The organism is Prescottella agglutinans (genome assembly GCF_004011865.1).
In the GTDB taxonomy this organism is placed as follows: domain Bacteria; phylum Actinomycetota; class Actinomycetes; order Mycobacteriales; family Mycobacteriaceae; genus Prescottella; species Prescottella agglutinans.
The window spans coordinates 397429-410194 of the sequence record NZ_RKLP01000002.1; the positions used below are offsets into that span (position 1 = coordinate 397429).

15 protein-coding genes and 1 tRNA gene are annotated in these 12766 nt (G+C 69.1%); 7 read left to right on the top strand and 9 right to left on the bottom strand.

Features of this window, described 5'->3' with window-relative positions; translation table 11 throughout:
• Positions 1 to 3: 3 nt before the first annotated feature.
• Both EGT67_RS05840 and EGT67_RS05845 read right to left on the bottom strand, forming a co-directional pair.
• Complete coding sequence (locus EGT67_RS05840; RefSeq protein ID WP_127915110.1) at positions 4 to 630, bottom strand: response regulator; 627 nt, start codon at positions 628 to 630, stop codon at positions 4 to 6.
• On the bottom strand, positions 627 to 1832 hold the full coding sequence (locus EGT67_RS05845) for a sensor histidine kinase (RefSeq protein ID WP_127915111.1): 1206 nt from the start codon (positions 1830 to 1832) through the stop codon (positions 627 to 629). Before EGT67_RS05845 ends, EGT67_RS05840 begins: the two co-directional genes overlap by 4 nt.
• A gap of 128 nt (positions 1833 to 1960) precedes the next feature.
• On the opposite strand from EGT67_RS05845, the gene EGT67_RS05850 reads away from it, so the two are divergent.
• Both EGT67_RS05850 and EGT67_RS05855 read left to right on the top strand, forming a co-directional pair.
• Positions 1961 to 3028: an ABC transporter permease gene (locus tag EGT67_RS05850; RefSeq protein ID WP_127915112.1), complete on the top strand. Its 1068-nt coding sequence runs from the start codon at positions 1961 to 1963 to the stop codon at positions 3026 to 3028.
• Positions 3029 to 3057: 29 nt separating this feature from the next.
• Positions 3058 to 3771, top strand: coding sequence for an ABC transporter ATP-binding protein (locus EGT67_RS05855; protein WP_127915113.1), 714 nt, complete (start codon positions 3058 to 3060; stop codon positions 3769 to 3771).
• Here the strand turns inward: EGT67_RS05855 and EGT67_RS05860 are convergent.
• Positions 3755 to 4594 (bottom strand): SDR family oxidoreductase, encoded by an 840-nt coding sequence (locus tag EGT67_RS05860; protein WP_127915114.1) that lies wholly within the window; start codon positions 4592 to 4594, stop codon positions 3755 to 3757. The two genes, EGT67_RS05855 and EGT67_RS05860, sit on opposite strands and share 17 nt — an antisense overlap.
• 128 nt (positions 4595 to 4722) lie before the next feature.
• Positions 4723 to 4866 (bottom strand): hypothetical protein, encoded by a 144-nt coding sequence (locus tag EGT67_RS25015; protein WP_164877481.1) that lies wholly within the window; start codon positions 4864 to 4866, stop codon positions 4723 to 4725.
• A 233-nt stretch (positions 4867 to 5099) separates the two neighbouring features.
• On the opposite strand from EGT67_RS25015, the gene EGT67_RS05865 reads away from it, so the two are divergent.
• A complete protein-coding gene (locus EGT67_RS05865; RefSeq protein ID WP_127915115.1) occupies positions 5100 to 5516 on the top strand; it encodes a helix-turn-helix domain-containing protein in 417 nt (138 codons plus the stop codon).
• A gap of 110 nt (positions 5517 to 5626) precedes the next feature.
• Here EGT67_RS05865 and EGT67_RS05870 read toward each other — a convergent pair.
• A tRNA-Ala gene (locus EGT67_RS05870) sits at positions 5627 to 5699 on the bottom strand.
• Between the two features lie 194 nt (positions 5700 to 5893).
• A complete protein-coding gene (sepX, locus tag EGT67_RS05875) occupies positions 5894 to 6715 on the bottom strand; it encodes a divisome protein SepX/GlpR (protein ID WP_127915116.1) in 822 nt (273 codons plus the stop codon).
• A gap of 472 nt (positions 6716 to 7187) precedes the next feature.
• Between sepX and EGT67_RS05880 the strand changes: the two genes are divergently transcribed.
• A complete protein-coding gene (locus EGT67_RS05880) occupies positions 7188 to 7919 on the top strand; it encodes an MspA family porin (protein WP_241565907.1) in 732 nt (243 codons plus the stop codon).
• 76 nt (positions 7920 to 7995) lie between these two features.
• Here EGT67_RS05880 and EGT67_RS05885 read toward each other — a convergent pair whose 3' ends face one another.
• Genes EGT67_RS05885 through EGT67_RS05895 form a run of 3 tightly spaced genes read right to left on the bottom strand, consistent with a single transcriptional unit; the run spans position 7996 to position 10877 of the window.
• Positions 7996 to 8631: a GNAT family N-acetyltransferase gene (locus EGT67_RS05885; RefSeq protein ID WP_127915118.1), complete on the bottom strand. Its 636-nt coding sequence runs from the start codon at positions 8629 to 8631 to the stop codon at positions 7996 to 7998.
• A 7-nt stretch (positions 8632 to 8638) separates the two neighbouring features.
• Entirely contained in the window at positions 8639 to 9898 is a 1260-nt protein-coding gene (gene glp / locus EGT67_RS05890) for a molybdotransferase-like divisome protein Glp (RefSeq protein WP_127915119.1), read from the bottom strand.
• Between the two features lie 55 nt (positions 9899 to 9953).
• A complete protein-coding gene (locus EGT67_RS05895; RefSeq protein ID WP_127915120.1) occupies positions 9954 to 10877 on the bottom strand; it encodes a UTP--glucose-1-phosphate uridylyltransferase in 924 nt (307 codons plus the stop codon).
• Positions 10878 to 10937: 60 nt separating this feature from the next.
• Here EGT67_RS05895 and EGT67_RS05900 point away from each other — a divergent pair, with 60 nt between their 5' ends.
• The 3 genes from EGT67_RS05900 to EGT67_RS05910 all read left to right on the top strand — a co-directional run bounded on the left by EGT67_RS05900 (position 10938) and on the right by EGT67_RS05910 (position 12747).
• The gene (locus tag EGT67_RS05900; RefSeq protein WP_164877491.1) at positions 10938 to 11534 is read left to right on the top strand and encodes a 5-formyltetrahydrofolate cyclo-ligase; all 597 of its coding nucleotides are present in this window, start codon (positions 10938 to 10940) and stop codon (positions 11532 to 11534) included.
• A gap of 112 nt (positions 11535 to 11646) precedes the next feature.
• Positions 11647 to 11937, top strand: coding sequence for an FmdB family zinc ribbon protein (locus EGT67_RS05905; RefSeq protein ID WP_127915122.1), 291 nt, complete (start codon positions 11647 to 11649; stop codon positions 11935 to 11937).
• Between the two features lie 102 nt (positions 11938 to 12039).
• Positions 12040 to 12747: an RcpC/CpaB family pilus assembly protein gene (locus EGT67_RS05910; RefSeq protein WP_127915123.1), complete on the top strand. Its 708-nt coding sequence runs from the start codon at positions 12040 to 12042 to the stop codon at positions 12745 to 12747.
• The last annotated feature ends 19 nt before the right edge of the window (positions 12748 to 12766 follow it).

The window sequence follows — 12766 nt, forward strand, 5'->3', positions numbered from 1 at the left end:
GGATCAGGTGATGAGGCCCCGTTCGCGGGCCGCCGCGACGGCGGCGGTGCGGCTGTCGACGTCGAGTTTCGTGAACGCGTGCACCAGGTGCGATTTGACGGTGGCCTCGCTGACGAACAACTGCTTCGCAATCGCCCGGTTCGACAGCCCCTGGGCCACGAGTCCGAGCACCTCGATCTCCCGCGCGCTCAGGTCGGCGCGGGGCTGCTGCATCCGCCGGTACAGCCGCTGCGCGACCTCCGGGTCCAGCACCGTCTCGCCGCGCGCCGCGGCCGCCACCGAATCGATCAGCACGTGCGGGGCGGTGTCCTTGAGCAGGTAGCCGGACGCGCCCGCCTCCACCGCCCGGAGGATGTCGGCGTCGGTGTCGTACGTCGTGAGCACCACGACCCGCGGCGGCTCCGGCATCGCGGTGATCTTCGCGGTGGCCCCGGCCCCGTCCATACCGGCACCGAGCCGCAGATCCATCAGCACCACATCGGGTTTCGCGGTCGCCGCGAGCGCCACGGCCTCCTCGCCCGACGACGCCTCGGCCACCACCTCGACCCCGTCGTGCGACGCCAGCAACGCGCGCAGACCGGCACGCACCACCGGATGGTCGTCGACCAACAGGACCCGAATCTCGCTCACACCAGCCTCCCGACTGGAAGCGTAGCCGCAACCGCCGTCCCGTCGCCGGGGGCCGATTCGACGACCAGCGTGCCGCCGAGTTCGCCGAGCCGATCCCGCATCGCGCGCAGACCGAACCCACCGGCCTCGCGCTGATCGAACCCGATACCGTCGTCGACGATGTCGAGGCGGACCTCGTCGGCCGCGTAGCTCAGGGTGACCCGGACCCGCTGCGCCTGCGAGTGCAGGCGCACGTTCGCGAGCGCGCTCTGCGCGACCCGCAGCAGTGCCACGTCGTAGTCCATCGAGAGCGCCTGTGCGCCGTCCGTGACCAGTTCACTCTTGATGCCCGTCTGGTCGGAGAGTTGGTCGAGCAACCGGCGCAACGCCGACTCGAGCGGCGCCGACTCGAGGGCGGCGGGCGCGAGCGCGTCCACGACCCGGCGGGCCTCGACGAGGTTCTGCTGCGCGGTGTCCTCGATCTGAGTGAAGATCGGACCGGTCTCGGTGCCGCGCAAGCCGGCGCGCGCCAGCAGCAGGATCGACGAGAACCCCTGCGCGAGCGTGTCGTGGATGTCACGAGCCAGCCGTGAACGCTCGGCGAGCGCACCCGATTCCCGTTGCAGCGCAACCAGTTCGTCCTGCGCGCCGAGGAGTTCGCGATGGGCCTCGGTGAGTTCGTCGACCAACAGTTGCCGTTCGGCGGCCTCGCGCACCAGCAACTGGTACACCGTCGCCATGCCGGCGGCGACGGCCGCGCCGATCAGCGGTCCCACGATCGACGGCACCGTCTCGGTCACGCCGTGCCACAGGCTCGCCGCGATCGACACCGCCGTGAGCGCACCGGTCGCGCCGAACGCCTGCGGAATCGTCAGCAGGTGGAAACACAGGAAGAAAAGGGCGAACACGAGCCACACGAAGTTGGGGTCCGAGACCACGAGCAGCAGCCAGCCGAGGACGAGGATGCCCAGCCACGACCGCCCCGACGCCTTGTCGACCGGGCCGCCGTCCCGGGCACCACGGGCGAAGAACACCCCGCAGCCGTACCAGACCAGTTCGGCGACCGCGATCGCCACGATCCACCAGCCGTCGGCGCCCTTCGTGACGAGGACCCGTCCGACGCCGATCGCGAGCAGAAGCACGAACAGGAAGTGCGCACCGATCTGCATCGCGCGCAGCACCGGGGCGACACCGCCGGGGTGGGATGCGTCGGAAGTCTGCATTTCACTCACGCTAACACCGCCGGTACACCACTCGCCGCAGCGAGCGGCGAACTCCTACTTTCGATGGACCGAGGAAGTCAACCGATGCGCGATGCCCCCGACCCCTACTCCGCGGGACGCTGGATCACATGTTCCTCAGTATTCGAGATCTCCGCTTCGCCAAGGGTCGGTTCACCCTCATGAGCTCGGCCCTGTTCCTGATCTCCCTGATGGTAGTCATGCTGTCGGGGCTGACCACAGGACTGGGCAACCAGTCGATCGCCGCCGTGCAGAACATCGGCGCCGACAAGTTCGCGTTCGGCGAGCCCGCCGACGGTCAGTCGCTCTCGTTCGGCGAATCCACCGTCACCGAGCAGCAGCGCGACGCCCTCGCCGCGACGCCCGGCGTCGACGAGGCCTCGATCATCGGGATCGCACCGGTCCGGATCAGCACGGGCAGCAGGGAGGTGGCCGCGTCCGCGTTCGGTGTGGACGGCGGATCCTTCGCCGCCCCCGTCCCTCTCGACGCCGGATCGGCCGCGGTCGACAGCGACCTCGCGAAGGACAACGGGTGGGACGTGGGCAGCCGAATCAATGTCGGCGCACAGACGTTCACGATCACCGCACTCGTCGACGACTCCCTCTACAGCCACCAGCCCGTGGTGTGGATCGACCACGAGATGTGGACGCAGCTGCCGTCCGCCGGCGGCAGCGACGGCACCGTCGTCGCACTGCGCACGTCGGGTGGATTCGACGCCGACGGCGCCGCCGCGGCGACCGGCACGTCGATCACCGACGAGAAGGGCGCCCTCGAGGCGATCGGCTCCTACACCTCGGAGCGCGGCTCGCTGCTCCTCATGCAGGCGATGCTGATGACCGTCAGCGCCCTCGTGGTCGGCGCGTTCTTCACCGTCTGGACCATCCAGCGCAGCCAGGACCTGGCGGTCCTCAAGGCTGTCGGCGCATCCACGAAGTACCTGCTCAAGGACGCCCTCGGCCAGTCGCTGATCGTGCTGGTCCTCGGCGCCGGGCTCGGCAGCCTCGCCGCGGTGGCACTGGGCGCGGTCGCGTCACAGTTCGTTCCGTTCACGCTGACCCTGTCCGGCACCCTCGTGCCGTTCGTCGCGCTGATCGTCATGGGCATGGTGGGCGCCGCCGCCGCCCTGGCCCGCATCGTCTCGATCGACCCCCAGTCTGCGCTCGCGAACGCCCGCTGAGCCGGCCGACAAACCCCGAAAGGACTCCCATGAGCATCGACCTCCGCGACATCGTCCTCACCTACCCCGACGGCGACACCCGGCTGCGCGTCCTCGACGAGGTGAACCTCCACGTGGACCGCGGCCACCTGGTCGCCGTGACCGGCCCGTCCGGGTCCGGCAAGTCGAGCATCCTCGCCGTCGCCGGGCTGCTGACCTCACCCGACTCCGGCACCGTGACGATCGACGGCACCGACGTCACCGGCCTCGACCGCGCAGCCCGCACCGATGTGCGGCGCGAGAAGCTCGGCTTCGTGTTCCAGCAGTCGAACCTGCTGCCGTCCCTCACCGCCACCGAGCAGCTGGAGATGATCACGCACCTGAACGGCGGCAAGGTCCGGGAGAGCCGCCGGCGCGCCCGCGACCTGCTGAGCAGCCTCGGCCTCGAGGGCCAGCTGGACCGACGCCCGCACCAGCTCTCCGGTGGACAGCGTCAGCGGGTCGCGATCGCCCGATCGCTCGTGAACGATCCCGCGGTGCTGTTGGTGGACGAACCGACGTCGGCCCTCGACGAGGAACGCAGCCGGGAGATCGTCGCCCTGCTGGCCGACCTGAGCCGCGAACGCTCCGTCGCGACGGTCATGGTGACCCACGACCTGAACCAGCTCGACCTCGTCGACGCGGCCTACGAGATGCACAGCGGGCGGCTGCGGCCCCGGGCTGCAGTTCCCACCGTCCCCGTGGCGGCTACAGGAGCTTACTGAACTGGTCGTTGGCCTTCTGCATGACGAACTCGTACGGCGGGGCGAACTTGCGCGCCCACCAGTAGCCGAACCGGACGTCCGCGGACGTGTACACCAGGAAGCGGTTCTTCGCGATACCGGCGAGGATGCAGGCGGCCACCTTCTCGGGGGTGACCGCGCGCTTCTCGAACCGGCGGGTGAGCTTCTCGATCCGCGGATCGGAGCGGTCCACCCCGGCGATCTGCACGGTGCCCACGAGCGGCGTGCGGACGCCACCGGGAACGACGAGGCTCACCCCGATGTCGTGGCGCTTGAGGTCGAACCGCAACACCTCGGACACGCCGCGCAGCCCGAACTTGCCGGCGCTGTACGCGGCGTGCCAGGGCAGCGCCAGCAGGCCGGCCGCCGACGAGACGTTCACGAGGTGCCCGCCCCGTCCGGCGGCGATCATCGGCGGCACGAAGCACTCGATGACGTGGATCGGTCCCATCAGGTTGACGTCGACCATCGACTTCCAGTGCCGGTGTTCCAGGTTCTCGACGGTGCCCCACGCCGAGATCCCGGCAACGTTCATCACGACGTCGAGGCTGCCGAACTGATCGTGGATCTCGTCCGCGAAGGCGGTGACCGCCTCGAAATCGGAGATGTCGAGCGCCCGCGAGTAACTGACGGTGCCGCCGGCCGCGCCGATGAGGGCGATCGTCTCGGCCAACCCGATCTCGTTCACATCGGTGAGGAACAGGTGGGCGCCGCGTGCCGCCGCGGCGATCGCGGTGGCCCGGCCGATCCCGCTGGCAGCCCCGGTGATCAGGCACTTCTTACCGTCGAGCGTCTTGATCGCCATCGCGTGCAGTCCCCCACCTTCGCCGATCCGTTCGGTCCGTGTCGGCAGTGTACGTGGCGCACGCCACTTCCGCGCTCGACGACTTCCGGCGCCGAGATACACGGCGCCGGAAGCTGTGGGACGAGTGCCTAGAGGCGCTGTGTCATCTCGTCCTGGTAGTCGCGGATGGTCTTCTCGATCCCGTCCGCGTCCTCGGGACGACCGTGGCTGCGCGCGTCGTCCGCCCGCTCACGCAGCACGCGAATCGCCCGGCGCAATTCGTTGTCGCTCATTCTGCGGTCCATGAGTCCCAGTTTCCCCGCAGGCACTCACATTTTCCAGGTTCCGGTGGCACCGGGCCGACATCGTTACCGCACAGCGTGGCGTCGAGCTATCACAAGGTTATTCACACTCCAAGGCCCCGTTCCACCGTCTCGAACGGGGCAACGAGAGCGTCTTCCGAACGGTCGACCAATCATCATTCTCGAGCTACCCGCCGGTTATTCCCGGTGCTACTATCTTCGCGATGTCTGACTTCGCCGCGCGGCTCAACAAGCTATTCGATACCGTCCACCCTCCCGGCCGGAAACCCCACACGAACGCCGAGGTGGCGAACGCCCTCATCGCCGACGGCCACCAGATCTCGAAGCCGTACATCTCGCAGCTACGTTCGGGGCAGCGGTCCAATCCGTCGGACGAGACAGTCGCGGCCTTCGCGAAGTTCTTCAAGGTGAAGCCGGCGTACTTCTTCAACGACATCTACGCCGCGAAGGTCGACCACGACCTCGACCTGCTGTCCCAACTGCAGGGCTACGGGCTGCGCAGGCTCGCGACACGCGCCTTCGACCTGTCCGAGGAGTCACAGGCGCTGCTGACGGCGCTCGCGGAGAAGCTGCGGGCCGCGGAAGGGCTGCCGGAGATCCCGCCGGACGCGTCCCGCTAACGGACCCGCGGCGGCGATCCGACGAGCGAGCCCCCGCAGAAGTCGCCCCGTCCGCGAGAAGACCGGACACGAAAGAGGCCCCCTCCCGAAGGAGGGGGCCTCTCTTGTTGTGGAGCTGAGGGGAATCGAACCCCTGACCTCTTCGATGCGAACGAAGCGCGCTACCAACTGCGCCACAGCCCCGAACCACGATCCGCTTTCGCTGACCGCTCGGAAACTGTAACAGGACATGACCCCGGACAACGAATCGCCTGGTCAGATCCCATGTCTAGGCGCAAACGAAACGAGCGCCCGATCACCGTGGTGATCGGGCGCTCAGCGCTCTCGAAGTGCTTCGGCGACTCCCGCGGAGTCCCTCGCGGCCGTGCCGCGGGGCGTCACATCCCCGACGCCCGCCGCATCCCGTCGTCGCGGTAGCCGTCGTAGCCACGCCGCTCGCCGTACTCCTCCGCCTCGATGTCGTAGTGCTCGAGGTGGTCGAACGCCGGATCCCCGTCGTCGACCTCCAGCACGACCGCCCCGGTGCGACGGAGCCGCGACGGCACCAGACGCAGTTCCTCGTCGGTGTCGGACTCCACCCCCAGGCGGGAGCGGCCGAGTCGTGCCATCCGACGCCGCCGGATCTCCTGCTCGAGGTTGACCTGACGCCGCAGGTACGCCATGTAGCCGACGAGCCCGAATACGGCGAGGGCGAACACCCACCACAGGACCGGACTGACGGCGATCGCGAGCGCGGCCGTGAGAATCGCCGCGAACACGAACCCGAGCATGGCGCGCTGCCGGAACTGATAGCGCGCCGCCCGGGCGAGCGCGTCGGCCTCCGGGTCGAATCCGCCCCGGCCGCGCCGATTGGGAACGAATTCCCGTGCGGAACCGCGCTGGCGATCCATCTCGTCATCCATCATTTCGGAGTCGGCATGAACATCCATTCGGTCCTCCGCGTCTGTGCCGTACATGTCGTCGTCGCCGTGTGTGTCGCTGCTCTGCGATGTCGGCCCGTGATGCCAGTTCGGATCACTGCGATGCCCTGCCGCGGGACCACGTGCCGGCCGATCCGCGCCTCCCCGGAACAACACTCGAGTGGCGAGCGCCGCATCTGTGGTCTGCCGGATGCGAGGCCGCTTGCTGACGAGCATCGGAACAAGGACGAACAGCCAGACGGCAACCAGCGCGATCCAGATGATCGAGGAACTCGGCATACCGGCGACCTCCTCCCATTCGTCTACCAGCACTGATGACGCTCTTGCCCCGTTCAGGGTAGTGGCATCCGCTCCCTCATCGTCGCAGACGCGCCGACTCAGCTTTCGCAGGTGTCACACCCGTCACTCGATTATCACCCCTCGAGAACGAAATTGCAGCCTCGAGATTCAGTGACGGTGATCGCCCCACCGATCCGGGGCGGCGCACGGGCACCGCTCACCCCCGCACCCCGCCCCGGGGTGCCAATTCCGACGATTCGCTCGAAAACCGGAATTGGCACATTTGGTAGACCGAATCCGAATTGTTAGCTTTTCTTTATCAAATTTGCGATAACTAGTCGCCAAAATCTTACGCGCCAGTGATGGAGAACGAATACTGCAATCGAGGCGACGCCGCGCGGAGTCGTCCAAAACTGCCCGAGGCCGGTTTGCACCGGTCGCGAACAAACGAAGACGAGGAATTCCTATGCTCGTGAATCACCAGTCTTTCCTTCGCCGCAAGCTCGCACGCTCCAGCACCCTCGCCCTCGCCGGGGCCGCGGCCCTGATGCTGACGATCTCCATCGGGTCGGCCGGCGCCGACGTGATGCAACAGGAGGACACGTCCGCCCACACCGTCAGCTTCGACGGCTGGGACCTCCGCATCGACCAGACCGGACAGTCCATCAACAGCGTTCCGCCGCTGTCCGGTAACCAGTTCACGCGCGACCTCTTCGCCAGCCAGCGGGCTCTCGCCACGGTGAGCGGCAACGGCGGCGCGCCGTTCACCGGCGGCACCCTCGAGGTCGGCTACCAGATCGGCTACCAGGCGGACGTCTCCAACGGCGCCGTGATCACCGGCAACGCGGGCCTCACGCCGGGGGCGGTCTACATCCCTGAGGAGGCGCAGACCCTCATCCTCACCGCCGATCCCAACGTGCCGGCCGCCGTGAACCTGTTCACCGGCCAGGCACTCGAGCTCGGCGTCGAGGCACCCGTCGAGGGCAACCTCTCGACGCAGGTCGCCCCCGGCACCATCGCGACGGTCCCGGTCCAGAAGAAGGAGTGCAAGTCCACGCAGTGCGCGATCACGCTGCGCGACGTGCACCTCGAGGTCAACCACGCGATGGGTTCGGTGTCGGTGCGCTCGTACGCCATCTTCACCGCGTCGACCGACGTCGCCGACGACGTCGTCGTCAGCTACGGCCCGCCGGTCATCGTCTGAGCACGGATCAGCGGCCTCGCCGGCAGTCGGGCACCGGCGGGGCCGCTCCGCGTTTCTCGGGTTCGACGAGGGCGGACTACGCCCAGTCCGCGCGCCCCTCGCGCACCAGCCGATCGGACACCGAACCCGGCACCTCCTCGACCGTCATCGCCACCAGCAGATGATCACGCCACTGGCCGTCGACGTCGAGGTATCGGCGCAACAACCCTTCCTCGCGGAACCCGGCGTGTCGGAGCACCGCCTGGCTGGCCACGTTCTCGGGGCGCACCGTGGCCTCCACCCGGTGCAGCATCATGGGCCCGAAGCAGTGGTCCAAGCCGAGCCCGAGCGCCGCCGTCGCGACTCCCTGTCCGCCGACCTCCTTGGCCACCCAGTAGCCGATCCACGCCGAGCACAGCGCACCGCGGATGATGTTCCCGACCGTGATCTGCCCACAGAAGTCGCCGTCCAGTTCGATGGCCATCGGCAGCATCCGACCCTTGCGGGCCTCCGAACGAAGACTCGAGCACAGCCCCGGCCACGCCGTGATGTGGTGTCGGTCCGCCCACGGCGCCTGCCCGGTCGGCTCCCACGGCTCGAGGTGTTCCTGATTCTCGATCCGCAGCCGACTCCACACGGCCGCATCCCGCAATCGGATGGGTCGCAACGTCACTCGGCCCGCCGGGACCCGCAGCGGGCCGATCCGTACCGGCCAACCCGGATGCACCGACATCGAGCGTTCAGCCCCGCTGCGCAAGGAACGCGACTTCCACCTGTTCGCCGGCACGGATCTCGGTGACGTCCGGCTCGACAAGAACCAGACAGTTGGCCTCGGCCAGCGTCGCGAGCAGATGCGACGACGCACCCGGCGCGCCGCCGAGCGCCTGGACCAGGTACTCCCCTGTCGACTCGTCGCGCATCAGCTGACCGCGCAGATAACCCTTGCGGTTCGCGATGGACGTGATCGGGCTGACCGTCCGCGCGGTGACGATCCGGCGCATCGGCTGTCGGCGACCCAGGGCGATACGGATGAGCGGCCGGACCATGACCTCGAACACCACCAGGGCGCTCACCGGGTTGGACGGCAGCAGGAACGTCGGCACCTCGTCCCGTCCGAGCTGTCCGAAGCCCTGCACCGAGCCCGGGTGCATCGCCACCCGCTCCACCTCGAGGTTCCCGAGGTCGGCGAGCGCATCGCGGACCTCGTCGGAGGCGCCGCCGCCGACAGCCCCCGCGATCACGACGATCTCCGAGCGGATCAGCTGACCCTCGACCACCTCGCGCAGGCGCCGCGGATCCATCGTCGCGATACCGACCCGATTGACGTCGGCGCCGGCGTCGCGGGCCGCGGCCGCGAGCGCGTACGAGTTGACGTCGTAGACCTGACCCGGTCCGGGGGTCCGGTCGATGTCGACCAGTTCGCCGCCGACCGAGATGACCGACAGGCGCGGACGCGGATGCACCAGGACCTTGTCCCGGCCGACCGCGGCGAGCAGACCCACCTGCGCGGCACCGATGATCGTGCCGGCCCGCACAGCGACGTCACCCGGTTGGACGTCGTCGCCCGCGCGACGAACGTAGTCGCCGGACCGGACCGGCTTGTAGACCTTGACGCGGGCATGCCCGCCGTCCGTGCGGTCCATCGGCAGCACCGCGTCCGCCAGCGTCGGCAGCGGCGCACCGGTGTCGACCCGCACCGCCTGACGCGGCTGCAGCCGAATCGGCTGGCGCGAACCCGCGGTGACCTCGCCGACGACCGGCAAGGTCAGCTCGGTGGGCTCGCCGTCCTCGCCGCGGATGTCGGTACCCGCGGCGAGGACGTCGACGCTGCGCACGGCGTAGCCGTCGATGGCGGCCTGGTCGAAGCCGGGCAGGGGCCGTTCGGTCACCACTTCCTCGGCGCACAGCAACCCCTGCGCCTCGGAGATTGCGACCCGGACGGGCCGGGGGGCGACCGCGGCAGCAGTCACTCGCGACTGCTGCTCCTCAACCGAGCGCATGTGGTTTCTCGTCCTCCCGACCCTGGCCGACCCGACCGTGTACTGCTGCGTGCTGCTATTCGGCGGACGGCCGCTTCAAACGGTCGGTCAGCCACTCACGCAGGGACGGGCCGTATTCCTCGCTGTCCAATGCAAAGTCAACCGCAGCGCGCAGGTAGCCGCCGGGATTTCCCAGATCGTGTCGGGATCCGCGGTGGACGACGACGTGGACCGGGTGGCCCTCCGAGATCAGCAGCGCGATCGCGTCGGTGAGCTGCAACTCGCCACCGGCGCCCGGCGTGATCCGGCGCAGCGCGTCGAAGATCGCCCGATCGAGCAGGTAGCGGCCCGCCGCGGCGAACGTGGACGGCGCGTCCTCCATCGCGGGCTTCTCGACCATGCCGGTGACCTTGAGGACGTCCGGGTTGGTGGTATCCGGGACCGTCTCGACCTCGAACACGCCGTATGCGCTGACCTGCTCCTTGGGCACGTCGATGGCGCACAGCACGCTGCCGCCGCGCTTGGCGCGCACACGGGACATGGTCTCGAGCACGCCGCGCGGCATGACGAGATCGTCCGGCAGCAGCACCGCGATGGCGTCTTCGTCGTCGTCGAGCACAGCCTCGGCACACCCGACCGCGTGTCCCAGACCCAGCGGCTCCTCCTGCACCACGGAGTCCACCTCGAGCAGCCCGGGGGCCTTCCGCACCTTCTCGAGAAGGTGGTACTTGCCGCTGGCTTCGAGCTTGCTCTCGAGGACGAGGTCCTCGACGAAGTGAGCGACGACGCCGTCCTTACCCGGTGAGGTCACGATGACCAGACGGTTCGCCCCGGAGTCGGCCGCCTCTCCCGCCACCAATTCGATACCGGGGGTATCGACCACCGGAAGTAACTCCTTCGGGACGGTCTTCGTCGCAGGTAGGAACCGAGTTCCCATACCTGCAGCGGGAACGACCGCCGTCCGAAAGCACCTGTTGTCATTGGTGACGGCATCTGTCATAACTCACCACCCTATCCACCGGCCCCCGCGGCCGGTCGGAGCGATCCTAAGGTGGCGATCATGAATGTGCCGACCAAAGCGGAATGGCGGACCCGCGTACTCCGGGAACGCAGGGCCGTCGCGCCCGAGACCAAGCAGGCCGAGGCGGAGTCGCTGGTCGCTTTCGTCACATCGGTCACACCCGCCCCGGACGTCGGCGCCACGGTGTGCGCGTACGTCCCGGTCGGCACCGAGCCGGGCTCGACGGCGATGCTCGACGCGCTGCGCGACGCGGGACGCCGGGTGCTGCTGCCGGTGACCGGCGCGCCCGGCCCGCTCGAATGGGCCGAATTCACCGGACAGGACGACCTCGTTCCGGCCGGATACGGGCTGCGCGAGCCCCGCGGTCCGGTACTGCCGTCGACCGAGGTCGGCGCCGCCTCCGTGGTCCTCGTGCCGGCGCTGGCCGTGGACGAACAGGGCGTCCGGCTGGGCCGGGGGGCCGGCTTCTACGACCGCACGCTGGGGATGGCGCGACCCGACGCGATGCTGGTCGCCATCGTCCGTGACAGCGAGCTGGTGCCGCGGCTGCCGGGTGATCCGCACGACGTGGCGATGACCCATGCCCTCACGCCGGGTCGCGGGCTGGTGCGTCTCGGGGCGGGCGATCCGGCGTAATCGCCAGGTCCACCCGCTACCGGCGGAATAGTCGGCTGGTTCGCGCTGTTGGCACTGTCGACTGTAGAGTGCCAACACCTGCGGTTTGACTACACAATGCGGAGGAACCCCAGTGCCCACCTATTCGTACGCCTGCACCGAATGCGACAACCGATTCGACATCGTGCAGTCGTTCACCGACGACACCCTGACCGTCTGCCCGGAGTGCTCCGGCAAGCTCCGCAAGCTGTTCAACTCGGTCGGCATCGTCTTCAAGGGCAGCGGCTTCTACCGCACCGACAGCCGCGGCGGCTCGAGCACCGCCAGCGAACCGGCGAAGAAGAGCGACTCCTCGTCCAGCACGTCGACCTCGTCGACGTCCGGATCGTCGTCGAGCGCCTCCGCCCCCGCCGCCGCCAGCTAGTCCACAGCAGGTTCTCCACAGCCCGCCGTTCATCCACAGGCGGGCCGGAAACCACGCCTCGGACGGGTTCCGGCCTCCACTCCCGGGCCTAGCGTTCCCGTCATGCCTCTCGACCTGTTCAGTCGGCGCGAGACCGACCGCAGCGGAGCCCTCGCGCCGACGATCACCGACCGGCTCGGTCGGGTGCTGCGCCCCGGGTGGGCCCGGACCGATACTGCGCGTCGGATCGCCGCGGCGACCCTGGCCGCGGTGGCGCTCGTCCTGTTCGTCCGCGACAACCGCGAAGACGCCGGTGAAGCGGTCGTCGTGGCGGCGCGCGACCTGACGCCCGGTCACGTCGTGACCGCGAACGACATCCGCACCGTCGCCCGACCCCGCACCGACCTCCCCGACGCCGCCGTGGACGATTCCGGCGCGGTCATCGGGCGCACCGTGTCCTCCCCCGTCCGTGGCGGCGAGATCCTCACCGACGTCCGCCTGCTCGGACCTCGGCTCGCGGAGGCCGCCGTCGGATCCGCCGACGCCCGCGTGGTGCCCGTCCGCCTGTCCGACGCCGGGCTCGCCCAATTCATCCGCGAGGGCGACCGGGTGGACGTCCTCACAGTGGGCGAAGCCCGTGCAGCCGACTCGTCCCGGCCGCCCACGGCGACCGTCCTGGCGTCCGGCGCGGCGGTGGTCCTGGTGTCACCCGAGCAACCGTCGTCGGGGGCGCGGCGGGACCAGGTCGTGATGCTCGCGCTCCCCGCGCCCGAGGCGAGTGCGGTCGCGGCCGCGTCGCTCACCGACGCGATCACGGTGACGCTGCACTAGTCTCGCCTCGGTCGGGCAA

Bases quoted from the DNA above. Each gene is read 5' to 3' on its own strand.
- EGT67_RS05845 (WP_127915111.1), bottom strand. From the start codon at position 1,832: ATGCAGACTTCCGACGCATCCCACCCCGGCGGTGTCGCCCCGGTGCTG.
- EGT67_RS05850 (WP_127915112.1), top strand. From the start codon at position 1,961: ATGTTCCTCAGTATTCGAGATCTCCGCTTCGCCAAGGGTCGGTTCACC.
- EGT67_RS05855 (WP_127915113.1), top strand. From the start codon at position 3,058: ATGAGCATCGACCTCCGCGACATCGTCCTCACCTACCCCGACGGCGAC.
- EGT67_RS05860 (WP_127915114.1), bottom strand. From the start codon at position 4,594: ATGGCGATCAAGACGCTCGACGGTAAGAAGTGCCTGATCACCGGGGCT.
- EGT67_RS25015 (WP_164877481.1), bottom strand. From the start codon at position 4,866: ATGAGCGACAACGAATTGCGCCGGGCGATTCGCGTGCTGCGTGAGCGG.
- EGT67_RS05865 (WP_127915115.1), top strand. From the start codon at position 5,100: ATGTCTGACTTCGCCGCGCGGCTCAACAAGCTATTCGATACCGTCCAC.
- sepX (WP_127915116.1), bottom strand. From the start codon at position 6,715: ATGCCGAGTTCCTCGATCATCTGGATCGCGCTGGTTGCCGTCTGGCTG.
- EGT67_RS05885 (WP_127915118.1), bottom strand. From the start codon at position 8,631: ATGTCGGTGCATCCGGGTTGGCCGGTACGGATCGGCCCGCTGCGGGTC.
- glp (WP_127915119.1), bottom strand. From the start codon at position 9,898: ATGCGCTCGGTTGAGGAGCAGCAGTCGCGAGTGACTGCTGCCGCGGTC.
- EGT67_RS05895 (WP_127915120.1), bottom strand. From the start codon at position 10,877: ATGACAGATGCCGTCACCAATGACAACAGGTGCTTTCGGACGGCGGTC.
- EGT67_RS05900 (WP_164877491.1), top strand. From the start codon at position 10,938: ATGAATGTGCCGACCAAAGCGGAATGGCGGACCCGCGTACTCCGGGAA.
- EGT67_RS05910 (WP_127915123.1), top strand. From the start codon at position 12,040: ATGCCTCTCGACCTGTTCAGTCGGCGCGAGACCGACCGCAGCGGAGCC.